16 protein-coding genes are annotated in these 19072 nt (G+C 54.8%); 5 read left to right on the forward strand and 11 right to left on the reverse strand.

Annotated features, from left to right (window positions below):
* Window positions 1-48: 48 nt before the first annotated feature.
* The 4 genes from iolE to iolD all read right to left on the reverse strand — a co-directional run bounded on the left by iolE (window position 49) and on the right by iolD (window position 4947).
* Window positions 49-945, reverse strand: coding sequence for a myo-inosose-2 dehydratase (gene iolE / locus ACSOSI_RS24550; RefSeq protein ID WP_017894322.1), 897 nt, complete (start codon window positions 943-945; stop codon window positions 49-51).
* Between the two features lie 59 nt (window positions 946-1004).
* Entirely contained in the window at window positions 1005-1889 is an 885-nt protein-coding gene (locus ACSOSI_RS24555) for a sugar phosphate isomerase/epimerase family protein (protein ID WP_012147332.1), read from the reverse strand.
* A gap of 39 nt (window positions 1890-1928) precedes the next feature.
* Window positions 1929-2942: a bifunctional inositol 2-dehydrogenase/D-chiro-inositol 1-dehydrogenase gene (gene iolG / locus ACSOSI_RS24560; protein ID WP_017894323.1), complete on the reverse strand. Its 1014-nt coding sequence runs from the start codon at window positions 2940-2942 to the stop codon at window positions 1929-1931.
* 64 nt (window positions 2943-3006) lie between these two features.
* The gene (gene iolD, locus ACSOSI_RS24565; RefSeq protein ID WP_476706287.1) at window positions 3007-4947 is read right to left on the reverse strand and encodes a 3D-(3,5/4)-trihydroxycyclohexane-1,2-dione acylhydrolase (decyclizing); all 1941 of its coding nucleotides are present in this window, start codon (window positions 4945-4947) and stop codon (window positions 3007-3009) included.
* Between the two features lie 534 nt (window positions 4948-5481).
* On the opposite strand from iolD, the gene ACSOSI_RS24570 reads away from it, so the two are divergent.
* Window positions 5482-7410, forward strand: a complete 1929-nt coding sequence (locus tag ACSOSI_RS24570) for a bifunctional 5-dehydro-2-deoxygluconokinase/5-dehydro-2-deoxyphosphogluconate aldolase (protein ID WP_476706288.1) — start codon at window positions 5482-5484, stop codon at window positions 7408-7410.
* Window positions 7411-7607: 197 nt separating this feature from the next.
* Window positions 7608-8444, forward strand: a complete 837-nt coding sequence (locus ACSOSI_RS24575) for a MurR/RpiR family transcriptional regulator (RefSeq protein WP_012147336.1) — start codon at window positions 7608-7610, stop codon at window positions 8442-8444.
* Window positions 8445-8561: 117 nt separating this feature from the next.
* Here ACSOSI_RS24575 and iolB read toward each other — a convergent pair whose 3' ends face one another.
* Window positions 8562-9383 (reverse strand): 5-deoxy-glucuronate isomerase, encoded by an 822-nt coding sequence (gene iolB, locus ACSOSI_RS24580; protein WP_261133141.1) that lies wholly within the window; start codon window positions 9381-9383, stop codon window positions 8562-8564.
* A gap of 243 nt (window positions 9384-9626) precedes the next feature.
* The gene (locus tag ACSOSI_RS24585; RefSeq protein WP_112364234.1) at window positions 9627-11132 is read right to left on the reverse strand and encodes a CoA-acylating methylmalonate-semialdehyde dehydrogenase; all 1506 of its coding nucleotides are present in this window, start codon (window positions 11130-11132) and stop codon (window positions 9627-9629) included.
* A 563-nt stretch (window positions 11133-11695) separates the two neighbouring features.
* Between ACSOSI_RS24585 and ACSOSI_RS24590 the strand changes: the two genes are divergently transcribed.
* The gene (locus tag ACSOSI_RS24590) at window positions 11696-13123 is read left to right on the forward strand and encodes a sugar porter family MFS transporter (RefSeq protein ID WP_115183587.1); all 1428 of its coding nucleotides are present in this window, start codon (window positions 11696-11698) and stop codon (window positions 13121-13123) included.
* 46 nt (window positions 13124-13169) lie between these two features.
* Window positions 13170-14006 (forward strand): TIM barrel protein, encoded by an 837-nt coding sequence (locus ACSOSI_RS24595; protein WP_476706289.1) that lies wholly within the window; start codon window positions 13170-13172, stop codon window positions 14004-14006.
* A 230-nt stretch (window positions 14007-14236) separates the two neighbouring features.
* On the opposite strand, the gene fetB is transcribed toward ACSOSI_RS24595, so the two are convergent.
* The 5 genes from fetB to ACSOSI_RS24620 all read right to left on the reverse strand — a co-directional run bounded on the left by fetB (window position 14237) and on the right by ACSOSI_RS24620 (window position 17719).
* The gene (gene fetB, locus ACSOSI_RS24600) at window positions 14237-15010 is read right to left on the reverse strand and encodes an iron efflux ABC transporter permease subunit FetB (RefSeq protein ID WP_476706290.1); all 774 of its coding nucleotides are present in this window, start codon (window positions 15008-15010) and stop codon (window positions 14237-14239) included.
* Window positions 14997-15674: an iron efflux ABC transporter ATP-binding subunit FetA gene (gene fetA, locus ACSOSI_RS24605; protein WP_476706291.1), complete on the reverse strand. Its 678-nt coding sequence runs from the start codon at window positions 15672-15674 to the stop codon at window positions 14997-14999. The genes fetB and fetA overlap by 14 nt, the downstream gene beginning before the upstream one ends.
* Window positions 15675-15857: 183 nt before the next feature.
* A complete protein-coding gene (locus ACSOSI_RS24610) occupies window positions 15858-16139 on the reverse strand; it encodes a FaeA/PapI family transcriptional regulator (protein ID WP_041418798.1) in 282 nt (93 codons plus the stop codon).
* Window positions 16140-16157: 18 nt separating this feature from the next.
* Entirely contained in the window at window positions 16158-17303 is a 1146-nt protein-coding gene (locus tag ACSOSI_RS24615; RefSeq protein ID WP_476706292.1) for an FKBP-type peptidyl-prolyl cis-trans isomerase N-terminal domain-containing protein, read from the reverse strand.
* A 2-nt stretch (window positions 17304-17305) separates the two neighbouring features.
* Entirely contained in the window at window positions 17306-17719 is a 414-nt protein-coding gene (locus ACSOSI_RS24620; RefSeq protein ID WP_012147345.1) for a hypothetical protein, read from the reverse strand.
* A 762-nt stretch (window positions 17720-18481) separates the two neighbouring features.
* Here ACSOSI_RS24620 and ACSOSI_RS24625 point away from each other — a divergent pair.
* The gene (locus tag ACSOSI_RS24625) at window positions 18482-19012 is read left to right on the forward strand and encodes a fimbrial protein (RefSeq protein WP_006317526.1); all 531 of its coding nucleotides are present in this window, start codon (window positions 18482-18484) and stop codon (window positions 19010-19012) included.
* Window positions 19013-19072 lie beyond the last annotated feature (60 nt).

The raw sequence follows: 19072 nt of genomic DNA on the forward strand, positions 1-19072 counted from the left end.
AAAGGGGCGCATTGATTAATCAAGCGCCCCTTGCAGATCACGGCCGGATTAAATGCCGGCAGTCTCTTTGATATAACGCCGTGCCTTCACCGCATACTCAAACGGATTGGCCAACGCCGGATCCTGCTCGGCCTCCACCACCATCCAGCCTTTGTAACCGCGCTCGTCCAGTAGTTTGAATACCGGCCGGAAGTCGATAACCCCGTCACCCGGCACGGTGAAGGTGCCTTTCTTCACACCATCCAGGAAGCTCAGTTTGTTGGCCTTCACCTCTGCCACCACTTCGTCACGCACGTCTTTCAAATGCACATGGTTAATGCGCGGCAGGTATTTTTCCAGAATTGCCATCATCGCCTGCTGGCTGCCTTCGGAGTAGTAGGCATGGCCGGTATCAAACAGCAGGTAAACGTCGTCGTTTACCATGCTCATGTAGCGGTCGATCTCGGCGGTAGTCTGGATGCCGGTGCCCATATGATGGTGCAGGCAGACCTGCATCCCCTTGTCAGCGGCAATTTTAGCCAGCTCATTGTAGCCATCGGCCACCCGCTGCCACTCTTCATCGCTGAAATATGGCTTCTCTTCGAACACCCCTTTGGTGGTGCCCTGAATGCTCTTGCTCTGCTCGGAACAGCCAATCACTTTGGCGCCCATCGCATGCAGGAAATTCATATGGTTAATAAACTCATCGATGGTTTTTTCTTTCAGGCCATCGGCGAAGAAGGTGCTGAACCAGGCGTTGCAGATCTGAATACCGCGGATATCCAGCATCGGTTTCAGCACCGCCGGATCGCGCGGGTACTTGCTGCCCACTTCGCTACCGGTGAACCCGGCCAGCGCCATTTCACTGACGCACTGTTGGAAAGTATTCTCTTTGCCCAGGTCGGGCATGTCGTCATTGGTCCAGCCAATCGGGGCGATGGCCAGTTTTACGTTGTCTTTATTCATTTTCAGCCTCAATAGTCGAAACGGCCCGACGGTGATGCCAACCCGCGCAGCCGAGAAATTTATTTACCCAGCAGCTCTTTTTCGATTCGCTCGCGGGTCGCTACCGCCTGGGTTTTCATTCTTTCCGGATAACCAAACAGCGAGGTGCAGATAATCGACTCACCGCCGACCTTAAAGCTGCGGTTGGCAAACTCCATATCGCGCAGGGTCTGGAACAGGGTATCGAAGTCCACTTCCCCTTCGCCGATGCCCATATGCTGGTGCACGGCGGCATCGACACCCGGCGGATTGACGATATAGCGACAGTGTTTGGTATGGTTCATGGTGTCGGCGATCAACACGTGCGAGAGATCGTCACCGGCATATTTCAGCATGCCGGCCACGTCACCCTGGCCTTTGTCGTAGTAGAAGGTGTGCGGCACGCTGTAGAGGTACTTGACGTGATCGCTACGTAGCGATTTAACGATATCGGCGGTCTCATTGCTCAACTCGCAGAAGTCCCACGGGTGAGACTGGATCTCCATGCGAATACCTTCGCGCTCGATAATCGGCAACAGCTCTTCCATGGAGCGATACCACAGCTCTTCACAGATCTCCGGCTCATTAGGGTTGCCCGCCAGTTCGGTGTTGATCACCTGCACACCCATTTCCACCGCGATCTCGATCATCCTGCGCCAGTTTTTGACCGCCGCCTGGCGACGATCTTCCCCCGGGCCGGACCAGCGATACACCACGATAAATGAGGAAATCTCCACGCCGGTGGCCTTCAGCGCGTTTTTGTATTCCGCCATCACTTCACGCCCGGCCTTCGGATGCTTGTAGAACGGATTGATCTGCGGATGCGGCGACTGCTCAATATACTGATAGCCCCAGTCCGCCACCTGCTGAACCATTTTAGTGATGCCCAGGTCCCTGATGACATCAACATCAAAAGCGATCTTCATGGTGATTCCCCTTTAAACGTGAGTACCGCGTTCAGCACACTACTTGTTGTAGAACGCCGGGCGTGGCGGCAGAGTCACGGGTACGATCTCGCCGCTGAGCTGCGCAGCCACACAGGCATCGGCCGTCACGGCTGCAGCGTAGCCGTCCCAGGCAGAAGGCCCGGTCAACTTGCCGGCCAGCACGTCGTTGATAAAGCCTTGCAGCTCAACATCGTAAGCATCGATAAAGCGATCTTTCCAGTCGGTCAGAATTTCGGTAGAAAGTTTGGCCCCGCTGCGCATCTGTACTGAAGACGGCTCCGGCAGTTTGGCAATGCCGGTTTCACCCACCACTTCACACTGGATGTCATAGCCGTACTGGCAGTTAACGAAGATTTCGACGTCGATGCGCGTGCCCTTGGCGGTTTCAAACAGCACGATCTGCGGATCTTTCAGGTGCGGGAATGCCTTGGCGCTTTTGCGCGGGAACACCACCTGAACCGAAACATAGTCGTCATCCAGCAGCCAGCGCAACACGTCGATCTCGTGGATCAGGGTGTCGGTGATCGCCATATCCGTGGTGTAAGCTTCACCCACGGTGGGGTTGCGGTGCGCACAGTGCAGCATCAGCGGTTCGCCGATTTGCCCACTGGCCAGCACCTGCTTCAGTGCTCGGTAGCCCTGATCGTAAGGGCGCATAAAGCCTACCTGCACCAGGCGTTTGCCGTGTTTGGCCTCTGCCTCAACGATGTTTTTACAGCCCTGCGCAGTGACCGCCAGCGGCTTCTCGCAGAATACCGGCTTGCCGGCAGCAATCGCCGCCAGCACGAACTCTTCGTGGCTCGGGCCCCAGGAGGTCACCAGCACCGCCTGAACGTCCGCCGCCTTGACCAGATCGTGGCCATTGTCATACACCTTGGCGTCCAGCTTCAGGTCGCTCACCACCTTGGCGGCGTTGTCACGGTTAATATCGTTGACCGCCACGATGCGGCTGCCCTGCAACACTTTGCTGCAGCGACGAATGTGATCCCGACCGATTGCGCCGGTGCCAATAACCCCAATGTTCAGTGTCATTTTCGTTATCCTCTTCAAATAGTTGCGGCAGACGCAAGGTCTGGGTCATCAAGCAATGTGTTAATCAGTAGTCGCGGGCCTTGTCGATGTTCTCTTGCAGCTTGCGGGCCACGGCGACAATTTTTTCGCTGTCCGCCACCTGAGCACCGCCCACGCGCCACCAGCTGAGATATTTGTGCACCATGGTTTTTGGCAGCACTTTGATGTCCAGCAGGGTAGAAACGCTTTGCCGGCGAGCATCGGCCAGCGCCTCGATCAGCTGTTGTTCGGTGGTCACGCTGTAGGTTTTACAACCGTAAGCTGCCGCCAGCATGGCGAAGTTGACCGGAACCAGTTTGCCGTCGAGTTTGCCGCCCTGCGGGTTGCGGAAGCGGAATTCGGTGGTGTAGCTGTCCATGCCGTGTTCCATCTGCAGGTTGTTGATGCAACCGTTGGTCATGTTGTCGAACAGCACCACGTTGATTTTGCAGCCTTCCTGAATTGAGGTGACCAGCTCGGAGTGCAGCATCATAAAGGCACCATCGCCGACCATCGCGTACACTTCACGCTGCGGCTCTGCCAACTTGACCCCCAGCGCGGCGTTGACCTCGTAACCCATGCAGGAATAACCGTATTCCACGTGGTAGCCGTGCTCGCCATGGTTCTGCCACACGCGCTGTAAATCCCCCGGCAGGCTACCGGCAGCGGCGACGATCACGCTATCCTGCGGCAGATGCTGGTTTAGCACCCCCAGCACCCGGCTTTGGGTTAGCAGTGAATCGGTCTTTTCGATAAATTCGGCAAACACGCTGTCGCGATCGAGGTGGTCGTCAATTTCCGGTACAAAACCTTCGCCGGTGTATTCCACCGCATAAACTCGGGCGGTTTCCTGCTGTTGTGCGCTACGCGCTTCGGCAATGGCGTTGCCCCAGCCGGCGCGGTAATCGGCCTGAGCCAATAATGCCCCCAGGGCAGACAGTGCCTCACGGGCATCGGCCAGTACCTGCAGGCCGTCGAGCTTACCGGCGTCGAAGGCGCTGACGTTGACGTTGAGAAAATCAACGTCAGGATTCTGGAACAGCCATTTGGATGAAGTAGTGAAATCGGTATAACGGGTGCCCACGCCAATCACCAGATCGGCCTGTCTGGCCAGGGTATTGGCCGCCAGACAGCCGGTTTCACCAATGCCACCCAGGTTAAACGGGTGATTGGACGGGACTGTGCCCTTGCCGGCCTGGGTTTCCACAAACGGGATCTGGAAGCGTTCGGCGAACTCGCGCAACGCCTGACCGGCCTGCGAATATTTCACCCCACCGCCGCACACCAGCAGCGGTTGACGCTTGGTGGTCAGCAGCGCCAGCGCGTCGGCCAACATGCCTTCGGTCGCCGGACGGCGATCCAGCCGGTGCACGCGTTTTTGGAAGAAGTAGTCAGGGTAGTCGTAGGCTTCACCCTGTACGTCCTGCGGCAAACTCAGCGTCACCGCACCGGTTTCCGCCGGATCGGTCAGCACGCGCATCGCGTTGATACAGGCGCTCATCAACTGTTCCGGTCGCACAATGCGATCCCAATACTTGCTCACCGCGCGGAAAGCGTCGTTGGTGCTGATACTGAGATCGTAGGACTGTTCAATCTGCTGTAACACCGGGTCCGGTTGGCGTGAAGCGTAAACATCGCCCGGCAGCAGTAATAAAGGAATGCGGTTGGCGGTGGCCGTCGCGGCGGCGGTGATCATATTGGCGGCGCCGGGACCGACAGAAGAGGTGCAGGCGTAGATCTGTTGACGCAGTTTCTGCTTGGCAAAACCGGTCGCTGCGTGAGCCATGCCCTGCTCATTACGCCCCTGATGCACGATCAGATCACCGCTGTCCTGTTCCAGCGCTTGCCCCAGACCGAGTACGTTGCCGTGACCGAAAATCGCAAAGATGCCTTTGACGAATTTGGTTTCCACGCCGTCGACTACCAGATACTGGTTATCAAGGAACCTGACGAGTGCCTGTGCCATGGTTAACCGGATCTTGCCCATTTGCTCACCCTTTTAGATTAGTCGCGCCCGCTCCGGCAAAATACCTGCATGCCGAGCCTGGAATCTCTGTGGTCCCCGTTGCCTTCAAGCGCGCAGCGCTACTTAGGCCGACAACCTGAAACGTGAAGCGATTATAAACAAATATATTTTTCATAAAATCACATTACAGAAGAAACATTTCATTTTGCGATAAAGATCGCATATTGATGAAAACGACGTTTCATTCATGCCTTTAGAATTCACTGACTTAGGGCTCCAGCTCCCGCCGACACCTCAGTCCAGCAGCAGCCGAGGGTACCGCAACCCTTGGCATCGTCAGCTTGTGACACAAGCGATAACCTTGCCGTTAACCGGTGTTTTCGCATCAGACAGGACGCGGTTTTTAGTGCTTTCAGCTAACGCATTGGCGCCGTTTTAAATGCATCACATTTTTGGGGTGTAAATTTCATTCAATCTTGAAATTGAAATTTTTATTCCTCATACTCCAAAAATGCTTCGTAGTCGGGGTTTGGCTTAATACAGAAGGAAACGGGTATGGCTACACAAGAAAAACAGCTTGATGTCATTTGTCTCGGGCGTATTGCCGTCGATTTCTATGCACAACAGATCGGCGCACGCCTGGAAGATGCCAGCACATTCTCCAAATATCTCGGTGGCTCTTCCGGCAACGTGGCTTATGGCACCGCCATTCAGGGCCTGAAGTCCGGCATGCTGGCCCGCGTCGGCGACGAGCATATGGGCCGTTTCCTGCGTGAAGAACTGCAACGCGTCGGAGCCGACACCCAGTGCCTGATCACCGACCCCCAGCGGCTGACCGGTCTGGTGATCCTCGGCATCAAGGATCAGGAAACCTTCCCGCTGATTTTCTACCGTGAGAACTGTGCCGATATGGCACTGACGCCGGACGATATCGATGAGTCCTACATCGCGTCATCGCGCGCGCTGGCTATAACCGGCACTCACCTGTCACACCCAAACACCCGCGCCGCGGTATTAAAAGCGCTGGAATACGCCCGCCGCCATGGCCTGCGCACCGCGCTGGATATCGACTACCGACCGGTGCTGTGGGGCCTGACGTCGCTGGGTGACGGTGAAACCCGCTTTGTCGAGTCAGAGAAAGTGACCCGCGAACTGCAGGAGGTGCTGCATCACTTTGATCTGATCGTCGGCACCGAAGAAGAGTTTCATATTGCCGGTGGCAGCACCGACACCCTGACCGCTCTGAAAAACGTGCGTAAAGCGACCCAGGCCACGCTGGTCTGTAAGCGCGGCGCACAGGGCTGTTCGGTATTCGAAGGCGAGATCGCCGCCGACTGGCAGCAGGTAAAACTGCATTCCGGGGTACGGGTTGAAGTGCTGAACGTGCTGGGCGCAGGTGATGCCTTTATGTCCGGCCTGCTGCGTGGCTATCTGAACGATGAAGGTTGGGATCAGGCCTGCCGCTATGCCAATGCCTGCGGCGCATTGGTGGTTTCGCGCCACGGCTGCGCCCCGGCGATGCCCAGCAAGCAGGAGCTGGATGACTATCTGCAACGCGAACAGCAAGTGAAACGCCCAGACCGCGATGAGCGGCTTAACCATCTGCATCGGGTCACCACCCGCAAACAGCAATGGCCGGAACTGTGCGTGTTCGCCTTCGATCACCGCAAACAGCTGGCGGATATGGCGCGAGAAGCCAACGTCAGCGAAGAACGCATCCCCAAACTGAAAACCCTGCTGCTGACGGCGGCGCAACAGGCCGCAGAGGCCGCCGGGCTGAAGGGCAACAGCGGCATTCTGGCCGATACCACCTATGGCCAAGCGGCGCTGAACCAGATCACCGGGCAGGGTTGGTGGATAGGCCGACCGGTCGAGCTGCCCGGCTCACGTCCGCTGCGGTTGGAGCACGGCAATATTGGCTCGCAGCTGATCGACTGGCCGCAGGAGCACGTAGTGAAATGTCTGGTGTTTTACCATCCGCATGACTCCGCCGAACTGCGCCGTGAGCAGGATGAACTGATTGGCGATGTGTATCGCGGCTGCTGCAAATCCGGCCATGAACTGTTGCTGGAAGTGATCCTGCCGGAAAGCAACGCCGACAAGGATGAAAGCCACTATCTGGAAATGCTGCAGCACTTTTATCAACTGGGAATTAAACCGGACTGGTGGAAGTTGCCACCGTTGAGAGCTGAGAACTGGCAGCAGGTCGGCGCGTTGATCGACGCTAACGATCCCCAGTGTCGCGGGGTGCTGATTCTGGGGCTAGATTCGCCGGAAGAAACGCTGAAGGCGGGCTTTGCCGCGGCGGCGGATGCACGCTGGGTAAAAGGTTTTGCCGTCGGGCGGACCATTTTTGGCCAACCTTCACGCCGCTGGCTGCAGGGTGAGCTGGATGACGCCGCGTTAATCGAGCAGGTGAAACAAAAATACCTGACGCTGATTGGTTTCTGGCGTCAATATCGCCCAACCTCTCACCAGCATTAATTACCGAACCCTCCCCTTAAACGGATTTTCGCCGCTTTAAGGGGATTTTTTTGCCTTTTTTCTGTGAAGTAACGCAACTTGCAATCGAATAAATCGCTTTTTGTTGAAATGAAATTTCCAATCCATCTGTTAGAATAACCTGTCAATAACTCAGGCGTCAGGCCGATACGCCTTAGCCCCCACTGCGAGCCGAATGGATGAACAACCCAACTCAACTTTCGCTGTTACAGGACGAGATCCGCCACCGTTATGAAACGCTGAGCAAGCGTTTAAAACAGGTGGCGCGTTACATTTTGGATAACAGTAACAGCATTGCTTTCGATACCGTCGCCTCCATCGCCGCACAGGCCAGCGTCCCCCCTTCAACCCTGATCCGCTTTGCCAACGCCTTTGGCTTTAGCGGTTTCAACGAAATGAAACAGGTTTTCCGCCAGCACCTGATGGAGGAAACGGTCAACTACACCGAACGGGCTCGCCTGTTCCGGCAGACCTCTACCGACGGTAACGTGGCCCCAGAAAAGCCGGCGGAAATCCTTAACGTTTTCACCATGGTCAATGCCCAGGCGCTGCAACAATTGGCGATGCAAACCAGTTCCGAGCAGTTGGATCGGGCGGTTGAACTGCTGAACAATGCCGAGAATATCTACGTGATTGGCCTGCGTCGCTCATTTAGCGTCGCATCCTATCTCACCTATGCGTTGCGCCATCTGGAGCGCCGGGCGTTCCTGATCGACGGGCTGGGCGGCATGTTTACCGAACAGCTCAGCATGGTGAAGCCGAATGACGTGGTGATTGCCATCAGCTATTCGCCGTATGCGCAGGAAGCGCTGGAACTGGTTGAATTAGGTGCCAAGAACGGAGCGCAGCAGATCGCCATAACCGACAGCCAGGTCAGCCCGTTGGCTGCCTTCAGCGACGTGTGCTTTGTGGTACGAGAGGCGCAGGTGGATGGCTTCCGCTCCCAGGTTGCTTCAATGTGTCTGGCGCAGACCCTGGCGGTATCGCTGGCGCTGAATAACGCCAAAGAAGAGTAACGAAGAATTACCCTCTCCCTTGGGAAAGGGTAGGCATAGTGGCGTGAAATCCCCTCACCCCGGCCCTCTCCCCCTGGAGAGGGTGACGCTCATCTTGGCAACGTCGTAAATAGGCAATTATTTAGCTGCGGGATAGCCGTCGGTGTTAATCCAGGCGTGGTCTTTTTCCCAGGTGAACTTCCATAGCCGCACCGGCCCGGCCATCACGTTGAGATAGTAGCTGTCGTAACCGGCCAGCGTCGCCACCGGGTGGTAGCCACGCGGCACCTTGACCACGTCACGGTTATACACCGGCATGCACTCATCCAGTGAGCGATCGTCGGTATACACCCGCTGCATGCAAAAACCCTGCTCCGGCTGGATCCGGTGATAATAGGTCTCTTCCAGGTAGGTTTCATCCGGCGAGTCTTCCTGGTCATGCTTGTGGCTGGGGTACGAACTGGTATTACCCTCATCCGTATACACCTCCACCACCAGCAGGCTGTCAGCCGGTTCGCTGTCCGGCAGAATGTTGTGTACCAGACGCTGGTTACGCCCTTTGCCACGACGTTCGACGCCGACCTCCGCCGGGGTGATCAAGCGCGACGGCAGATGCCCATGACCCGGGGCGCTGCAGACCGCCAATTCCAGGGCACTTTCCGCCCGCACTTCAATCTTGTCGTGATGCGGCACGTATACCGCGTAAGGCGGAGTGCGTTCAAACGGGCTCATGCGTTTGCCGATGCTCGGGTATTCCGCGCGCAGAGTGGCGACGGAGGCGATGCCGGCGACCAACACCAGGCACAGCTCTTTGTCGCCGCTTTCCAACCGCAGTGATTGACCGGCCTCAAGGCGATAAACATCAAAGCCGACAAAGCGCCAGTCGGCATTCTCTGGGGTGACATGCTGGATGCGCCCCTGGCCATCCGGCTGCTGACACTTGGCGAGTAATGAAGACATATATTCCTCCGAATTAAATACCCGTCGTCTTTCAAGCTGCAGCGTTGTTACCTGCTTTACAAGACCCATCCGTGGGTCTTGCCCCTTCGGGGCCGCTGCAAGCAGCGTTCAAATCTGTTCCCGACAGATTTGTCGCTCACCCCAGTTACTTACTAAATAAGCGCCTGGGGTGAGCGAGCTGGGCGCCTAGCTGCAACTCGAAATCCATAGGGTATGGGCATTAATCAATTCAAACGTAGAACTTTAACCCAACGTCGGCATACTGTATTCAGACACCGTTTGCTGTCCGGTTGGCCAGCGGGCGGTGGCGGTTTTCATGCGGGTGTAGAAACGTACACCGTCGGTGCCATGCACGTTCAGCGCACCAAATACCGAGCGCTTCCAGCCGCCGAAGCTATGGAATGCCATAGGAACCGGCACCGGTACGTTAACCCCCACCATACCGGCCTGCACTTCCTGCACGAACTGACGTGCGTAGTGGCCGTTGCTGGTAAAGATGGCGCTGCCGTTGCCAAACTCGTGGCTGTTGACCGTGTCGATGGCGGTCTGGTAGTCCGGCACGCGGACAATACCCAACACAGGTCCGAAAATCTCTTCGCGATAGATACGCATGTTTGGTTTGACGTGGTCAAACAGGGTGCCGCCGACATAGTAGCCGTCCGGGTAGCCCGCCACCTGATAATTGCGGCCATCGGCCACCAGGGTTGCGCCTTCTTCGACGCCAAGATCGATATAACCCAATACTTTTTTCTGGTGCGCCGAGGAGACCAGCGGCCCCATTTCGTTCTCTTCGCCGCCCTGCTGAATGCCTGGGCCAACGCGCAGTTGAGCGATCAACGGTTTCAGTCTGGCGATCAGTTTATCAGCCGTGTCGTCACCGACCACCACCGCCACCGGCAGCGCCATACAGCGTTCGCCGGCAGAGCCGAAAGCCCCGCCCATCAGGGCATTTACCGTTGCGTCCAAATCGGCATCCGGCATGATAATCGCCTGATTTTTCGCCGCGCCGAAGGCCTGTACCCGCTTGCCGTGGGCACTGGCAGTAGTATAGATATGTTCCGCCACGGCGGACGAGCCGACAAAGCTCACCGCCTGAATATGCGGGTCGGTGCACAGCTGCGCGGCATCTTCGTTAGCGCAGTGCACCACGTTAAATACGCCATCCGGCAGGCCGGCTTCTTTCAGTAATTCCGCCATCCGCACCGAAGCCGAAGGCACCAGCGCCGGTGGCTTAAGCACGAAGGTGTTGCCGCAGGCCAACGCGATAGGGAACATCCACATCGGCACCATCGCTGGGAAGTTGAACGGGGTGATACCTGCGACCACCCCCAGCGGCTGCATCAGCGAGAAGCTGTCAACGCCGCTGCCGACGTCCGCCGAATACTCACCCTTGATCAAATGCGGAATGCCACAGGCAAACTCGACCACTTCAATGCCGCGGGTCAGTTCGCCCAGCGCGTCGGAGTAAACCTTGCCGTGCTCACTGACAATCAGCGCTGCCAGCTCGTCGCGATGCTGTTCCAGCAGTGCCTTAAAATTGAACATGATGCGCGCCCGGCGCAGCGGCGTGGTACGCGACCAGTCGGCAAAGGCCTGGTGAGCCACATCAATGGCCTGCTTCACCTCGGCGGCAGTGCTCTGCGTAACGCGACGTTCGACCTGCCCGGTAGCCGGGTTATGAACGTCGACGGTTTGATTGCTGCTGCTCAGGCACACCTGCCCGCCAATAAAGTTACCCACGGTTTTCATGTCTCACCCTCTTTTAAGTCCGCTGTCGCCTGACTGCCTGCGGCACTGCCGCAAGCGGTGGCGTTTTCATCACACCGCCTGCCGGAAACGGCCCACAAGCAGGCTAAATCCTGACCGGATGAAGCAAACTCTATTTCATTGAAAAAAAAGTTTCAAATAAATTATTTTAGAAAATTTGTTTTTAGTGCGGGAGGTCGCAGTTTTGCCATGCCCTTGTGCAAAGCCATTACATGCCGGAAAAAACTCGCCGTACCACTTCTCCGTCGGGCGGCGGGAATTAGCCCTGACTTTTATACAGAAATAGGCGACCCACCGGACAAAATAGCGAAACCTGCCGCAATAGGATCGCCCGACAACCCTTGTTGGCTGTTTGCGGTTTTTTTTGAACTGGATCTAAAAATCAATATTTCATTATTCACTAATTATGAAATAAATGTTCTTGTTTAGAGAAGATTCATTCAAATATCACCGCCTTGATGACAGGCACGGTTCACACCCTTCCGCCTCCCTATTCCCTACAACCTACTGCGCGGGTGGAAGCCAGGAAAAAATCGGAGCAACACATGTCACATCAGCGTAAGCACAACACCGGGTACATACTGCGAATTTGCGGTATTGCAGCACTCGGCGGCATTCTGTTTGGTTATGACACCGCCGTGATCTCCGGCGCGATCGATGCCCTAAAAACTTATTTTGACCTCAACCCGCTTGAAACCGGCTGGGCAGTCTCTAACGTGGTGATCGGCTGTGTGGTCGGTGCCTTTGGTGCCGGGCCGTTGGCTGCGCGTTACGGCCGTAAAAAGGCCCTGATGCTGGCGGCGGTGCTGTTCACTATTTCAGCGGTCGGTGCAGCCCTGGCCATGACCTTCACCTGGTTTGTGATTTACCGCATTATTGGCGGTTTGGCCGTCGGCATTGCCGCCACCGTCTCACCGATGTATATGTCGGAAGTCTCACCTAAAGACATGCGTGGTCGAGCGCTCAGCATGCAGCAGTTCGCCATCGTGTTCGGCCAAATTGTGATTTTCTACGTTAACTTCAAAATCGCCAGCATCGCCAGCGAAGCCTGGCTGGTGGAGATGGGCTGGCGCTGGATGATAGGGTCGGAAGTGATCCCGTGCATGCTGTTCCTGATGCTGGTGTTTATCATTCCGGAATCGCCGCGCTGGAGCGTCATGGTCGGCCGTGACAGCCAGGCTTTGGCGATGTTGACCAAAGTCTCCAACGCTGCCCATGCGCAAAGCGTACTGCAGGAAATCAAAGACTCATTGCAGCAGGACCGGCAAAAACACCAGCAGAAGCTGAACTTCGGCGACGTGCGGGTGCGCTTCATTCTTTTTGTCGGCTGTATGATCGCCATGCTGCAACAGGTCACTGGCGTCAACGTAATGATGTACTACGCGCCAATGGTGCTGAAAACCGTTACCGAAAATGCCCAGGAGGCACTGTTCCAAACCATTTGGATCGGCGTGCTGCAGTTGGTCGGTTCAGTGATTGGCGCCATGCTGATGGATCGCATGGGCCGCATTCCGCTGATGCGCTACGGCACCCTTGGCGCCATTGCCGGGTTGCTTATCACCTCTTATGCGCTCTACACCCAGGCCACCGGCTACCTTGCCCTGTTCGGCATGCTGTTCTTTATGGTGTTTTACGCCCTGTCCTGGGGAGTGGGTGCCTGGGTTCTGGTGTCGGAAATCTTCCCAAATCGCATGCGAGCGCAGGGCATGAGCATCGCCGTCGGCTGCATGTGGCTGGCCAACTTTGTCGTTTCGCAGAGCTTCCCGATGATCAACGACAACCCTTATCTGTTCTCCAGCTTCCATGGTGCCTTCCCGATGTGGGTCTTTGCCGCCTGCTGCCTGTTTAGCTACTGGTTCATCGGCCGCTATATTCCGGAAACCAAAGGCGTCTCGCTGGAAAAAATGGAAGACGTGGTGATGGCCAAACGCTATCGCCAAGCGCCACCCGAAACACAACGCACGCCGCTGTAAGTCGGCAATTCTCAGGCTGTATCAAACCATTCAGGAGTAATGCATCATGACCATTGCGCCAGACCGTTTTTGTATCAACCGCAAGATCGCACCCAATCTCGATTTGGAGCCGTTTTTCAGCCTGGTAAAAAAGTGCGGACTCAGCAAAGTTGAGCTGCGCAACGATATGCCGAGCGGCAAGGTGACAGATAACCTGAGCAACGATCAATTAAATGCTTTGGCGGCCAAATACGGTATCGAAATCGTCACCATTAACGCCCTCGGCAAGTTTAACCTGCCAGGCGATAGTGCCATATTGCTGCAAAACGCCGAGGCGCTGTTGTCGCAGGCTCAGGCGATCCATAGCCAGGCGCTGGTACTGTGTCCACACTGCAGCGCGGACGATCGGCGCAGTGAGGAGCAGAAAAAAACCGATACGCTGGCGGCGCTGAAGCTGCTGGCTCCCCTGTTCAAGCAATATGGCGTGCAGGGCTACGTCGAGCCGCTGGGGTTCGGTATCAGTTCACTGCGCTCATCGCTGCTGACGCAATCCCTGATTCGCGACTCCGGCGCGCCGTACAAGATCGTGCTGGATACCTTCCACCACTATTTAAGTGATGTGGCGCAGCTTGAGTTTGATGCGCAAATTCAGATTGAGGGTATCGGTCTGGTACACCTTTCCGGGGTGGAAGATGCGCGAAGCAAAAGCGCGCTCAGCGACGAAGAACGCATTATGTTGAGTCATCAGGATCGGCTGGAGAGCAAAAAGCAGGTGCAGAATCTGGAGCGCCTGGGCTACACCGGCATTTACGCCTTCGAGCCGTTCTCTTCGCAGTTGGATAGCTGGACAGAGGCGGATATCGAACGTGAAATCCGCCAGAGCATCGCTCTGCTGCAAGGGTAATCGACAGTAAAACGGCCTCTTCGGAGGTAATGCCGATCAGTTAAGCAAAGTTCTGAATAAGAATGTACGACGTTGTTTAAGTGGGCGTCCCCCTCTCCCGAGGGAGAGGGCCGGGGTGAGGGGCTTTCGCGTTGGTATGTATCCCCTCACCCTGACCCTCTCCCAAAGGAGAGGGAACAATATCACCTTAACTTACAAGCATTACCTCTTCCGAGGCCGTTTTTATGGCGCTATTTCAGCGTGCTCACCACCAGTTGATGGCGGGCATTGTAGAACTTACGGTAGGCCAGGTAGCAGGCGATAATGGTCGACAGGCTGGCGGTAGAAAGCAGCATAAAGGTCACCATAATCTGGTACTTAATGGCTTTCACCGGGTCAATACCGGCGAAGATCAGACCGGACATCATGCCCGGCAGGCTGACCAGGCCGACGGTTTTGGCCGAGTCTACCGTCGGGATCAACGAAGCGCGGATGCTGTCGCGGATCAGCGCAGCCGAGGCAAACTTCGGTGATGCCCCCAGGCTGAGCATTTCCTGAATCTTCTGCTGATCGCTTTTGAAACGCTGCCCCAGGTTGTTGTAGCACAGCCCCACCGCCACCATCGCATTACCGGCCACCATGCCGGAAATCGGGATCACCTGCATCGGGGTAAATTCTATCGAGCCGGTCAGCACCAGCACCACCAGCGTCAGTACCGCACCAGTGGTAATGGCGATAAATGACGTCATGAACGCATGACCGATATATTTACTGCGTTTTTGCGCGTTGTAAGCGGCGTTAAAGCAGATAAACAGCACCATCAGCACGGTCAGAATAGCGTTGTTCACATCAAAAATGTACTTCAGCACATAGCCGACGATAATCAGCTGCACCACCGCGCGGCAAATGCTCCAGATAATGTCTTTTTCCAACGCCAACTTTTCTTTATGGCTGATGAAAATGGCGATCACCACCAATACCATCGACAGCACCAGGGACTCATTGCTGATATTATGCTGGTTCATCGTTTGTCTCCTGTGCGCTTGCACCGTGCGCACTCAGGGTAATCACATCATCCGCATGTTTGATTTCATCTTTATCATGCGTGACCCACAGCACTGCCACGCCATGCTGCTCTATCAGTTGATGAATAATTTCGTTTACATTGCGCTTATTATCTTCATCCAACGCACTGGTAATCTCATCCAATAACAGTACTCTGGGCATAAATTGCAGATTACGGATCAAGGAAATGCGCTGTTTCTCCCCACCGGATAATTCATTCACGCTTTTCTTCAGCATATTTTCCGGCAGCCCAAAGCGCACCAGATCGGCCTGCATTTTTTTCTCGTCCGGTTTTTGCTTACGGATCTGGTAAGGCAACGCAATATTGTCATACACGCTGTCGCCAAACAGCGAGGGGGTTTGAAAACAGTAAGACACCTGCTGGCGATATTCTTCCGGAGGTATTTCGGTGATGGCCTTACCGGCAAAAATAATTTTTCCACGGGTCGGGTCGATCAGCGAGGAAACGATTTTAAGCAGCGTACTTTTCCCGCAGCCGGACGGCCCGGTAATCAGTTTAAATTCCCCCTGATTCAGACCGAAAGAGACAGAATCCAGAATAACCTGCTCACCTATTTGATAATGAATATCATCCAACAACAGTATTTCTTTGCTTTCCTTCATTATAAAACCGCATCCCTCATAAAAATATTGGCGCTCAGGCCACCAGTATAGAGCTTAAAAAAATGCACTGACAATGGTTGGTCATTAGCCGTAACAAAGGAGTCGGGCTGAGGGGCATTTCGCTCCGTCAGCCCTATAAATCTCTGCTGTGAAAGGTAGTCAAAACACAAAACGGGAAAGGAATTACGCTTTTTTGGCTGATGTACAAATATACCAGCGCAACGAATTATTGATGCTGCGATGGGTACAGCTCACTTTGCCCTCTTTTTCCAACGCCAATAGCAAGGTACGCGTAGTGTAAATATTCTCACCGCATTTATCCGCCAACTCCCTGGTTTTGGGCCAGTGTTCCGGCGCGGGTGGATGCTGTCCATCGGCTCCGGCCGCACGTTCCATACACAGTTTTCGTAACACGTTTAGCATATGTGACTTCCTGATTTCATATGTTATCGGCACCTTGGCCATCGCGTTCTCCTTGAGTTACTATTGCCTGCTCCTGTCCTGCGGCAGCGCATCCGCCACGCGCAGGGTATAAATCATGGTGGCCCCAGGTGGTATGGCGGGTGGGCTTCCCTTATCGCCATAGGCCAGCGCCGCCGGCACCACCAGAGTCATCGAACCGTGTTTGTTCAGTTTGCCGATGGCTGCGCGGAACAGCGCCGGGTACTGTGCCAGGGGTTGTGAGATCACCGTGCCGGCCAACTCCATATCCTTGATCACTTGCCCGTCGGGCAGGCTTTCACGCACCACAATATCGACATTGTCGCCTGCGGCTATCTGCCCACTGCCGGCGTAATCCACACGGTAATAGAAGCCGAGTTCATCCTTTTGTACCCCCGGCTGTTTGGCAAAATCGGCAAGATAGGCTTTGCCATCCTGCCGTATGTCCTGTTGCCGTTGCTGCCGGGCCTGCTGCAATGCAGCGTCTGCAGCCTGCAGCGCGCTGTCGATAGCGGCGTTGTCCAGCCGCGGCTTGCCCGCCAACGTATCGCCAATACCCGCCAGCAGACGTGACCGATCGGCCTCAATCCCCAGCCGTCGGTTCTCTTCCTGCAGCCGCAGAATGTCGCGTCCGAGCGAAACCCCGGCGGCGTAAGCCTGTTTATCTGCCACACTGACCAGCTCCGGTGGCTGAAGCTGGCGGTTGAGCTGCTGCAATTGCCGCTCTTGCTCCGCGATCAACCGCTGCTGCCGTGCTAGTGCTGCCGCCATGGCAAGTAGATCCGGCGGTGTGGCAATGGCCCGGCGAACGCCTTTTAACGCCGCCACCAGCGGCCGGATATCCACAGGTGCAGCCTTGGGTAGCGGTACCGGCATCGTTGGTTGAGCCTGAGTTGCCAACTGCTGTTCCAACAGGCGGATAGTGTCGGCCTGCCGCTGTAACGCCTGATTCAACGCCGCTAGCCGGGCGTTATCCCCACGCGGAACGGGCGCAGGTTTTGGCTTGCTGGCCGCAGGCGGGGGCGTCGGCGGCACTTTTTCCACCACCGGCACGGCCTGCTGTTGCTCGGCAAATTTCAGCAATGCAGGGATGCCGTCATCCCCGCCAGACGCATTACCTGCCGCTAACGCGCTGCCTCCTGCAATCAACAGCAGTAAAGCCGCGGCTCCTTCCGCGTACTTTTTCATGGCTACAGGCTCTCCACCCGGCTGGACAGACTGGACATTAGCTCATGTTCAACGTCGGCGCAGAACTTCTCGGTCTTGTATTTATAAAGTGCGTCTATAGCCTTACGGGTACTTTCATCGACATTACTGCGAATGCCGGCATATCCGGAGGCGTTGGATAACAGTCCGTTAAAATAAGCTATCCTTTTCTGGTAGCTTTGCGGATTAATATCCTTGAGCGAATTGACCCGTTGCTGACAAAGCGCAATGCGTTGCTCATCAGTGTTTTCCTTAGGATTATTCTGTGAAACTTTTTTCACGGCAACGTTACCCGTGCTATTTTTTCCAACACAGCCGGACAACAGTAAACATGTCATTATCAACGCGGCCATAACGGTAGCAGAACGGCGAGTTGAATCATCAGTTATTGTAATCATTCCGTTTATCATCCCTTAATTATCACTTAGGTCATTATTGTGTCGCGAAGCCCTGCCAGACCTCACTTCCTCTGATTAATCCTAACGAGTTAAATAACAAAATCGCACGGCAACAGGCGGATATTGGTAATAATCCGACAGCCAATCACATTGTTATAAATTTGTTAATTTCACGAAGAGAGTTAGCCGCACCACAATGAATAAAGTCCGCATGCAAGCCAGTATTTATGGCCTACATACCTTTCAAAACAACGAGTTAACTTTTAACTTATGATTAACAGCCAGAATTCATCATCTGCTGTCTGAGGGCGATATTATCAAAACAATATTGCTAATTGTAGTGTGAAGACTAATTCTGGCGATCTAATATCTCGCATATTGCTATTTATATAGTCATTTATTCTGGATAATAGTTGTATACGATCTATTGATTTTCAATCATATATATTTCTTTTTCCTTTTGGGTTTATATTCTGTATTTGACTCAACTTAATAAAAGCTATTTCCAATCAAGCCTATTATTTGCAAGAATAATCCCAGCAAAACGCTACGGCGATATACCTATTTTAATTCTATGGATTTCGCCTATTCGACTTACAAAACCTTTCGTTATTCACTCATGAATAACGGACGGTGGCGTATTGCCCAGAGCAAAAGGATCTGGCTCCAACTACCGCGTCGGTGACATGAAGTTGCTGCCGCTGTGGGGGATTTAGATGTGCTGTTCTTTTTATTTAAATACTCTCTACAGGAACTTGAGAAATGAAACTGAATAAATTAATGCTGGCAACCGTGATTGCTTTCGCTTCTGCATCTGTTGCTCACGCCGCATCTAACCAGGGTAGCGGTAAAGTCACTTTTACCGGTGAAATTATTGATGCGCCATGCAGCGTAGCACCGGAATCTGTTGACCAAACTGTGCCAATGGGCCAAATCAGCAGCCGTCTGTTGGCCAAAGAAGGTAAATCCAGCTCTGAGCCATTCAGCATTGAACTGAAAGACTGTTCCATCGCCACGATGAAGAACGTCCAGGTGACCTTCACCGGGACTCCGGATCCAGATAACAGCAAACTGCTGGCTCTGAGCGGCACCGCAACCGGCGCTGGCATCATGATCTATGACAACCTGCACTCCAAAGACGTTGAGCTGGGCACCGCGACCGATGGTCAGGGCCTGACCGAAGGCAATAACTCCCTGAAATTCGCCGCCTATCTGCAAGGCAGCAGCGCTTCTGGCGCCGTGGTTCCAGGCGAATTCACCAGCGTTGCAAACTTCACTCTGGCCTACCTGTAATCCCTCGCTGGGGATATCACTGCGGTATCCCCGCTTTACCTGCACGGATATTGGGTAACG

Source organism: Serratia sp. AR11, from assembly GCF_056376275.1.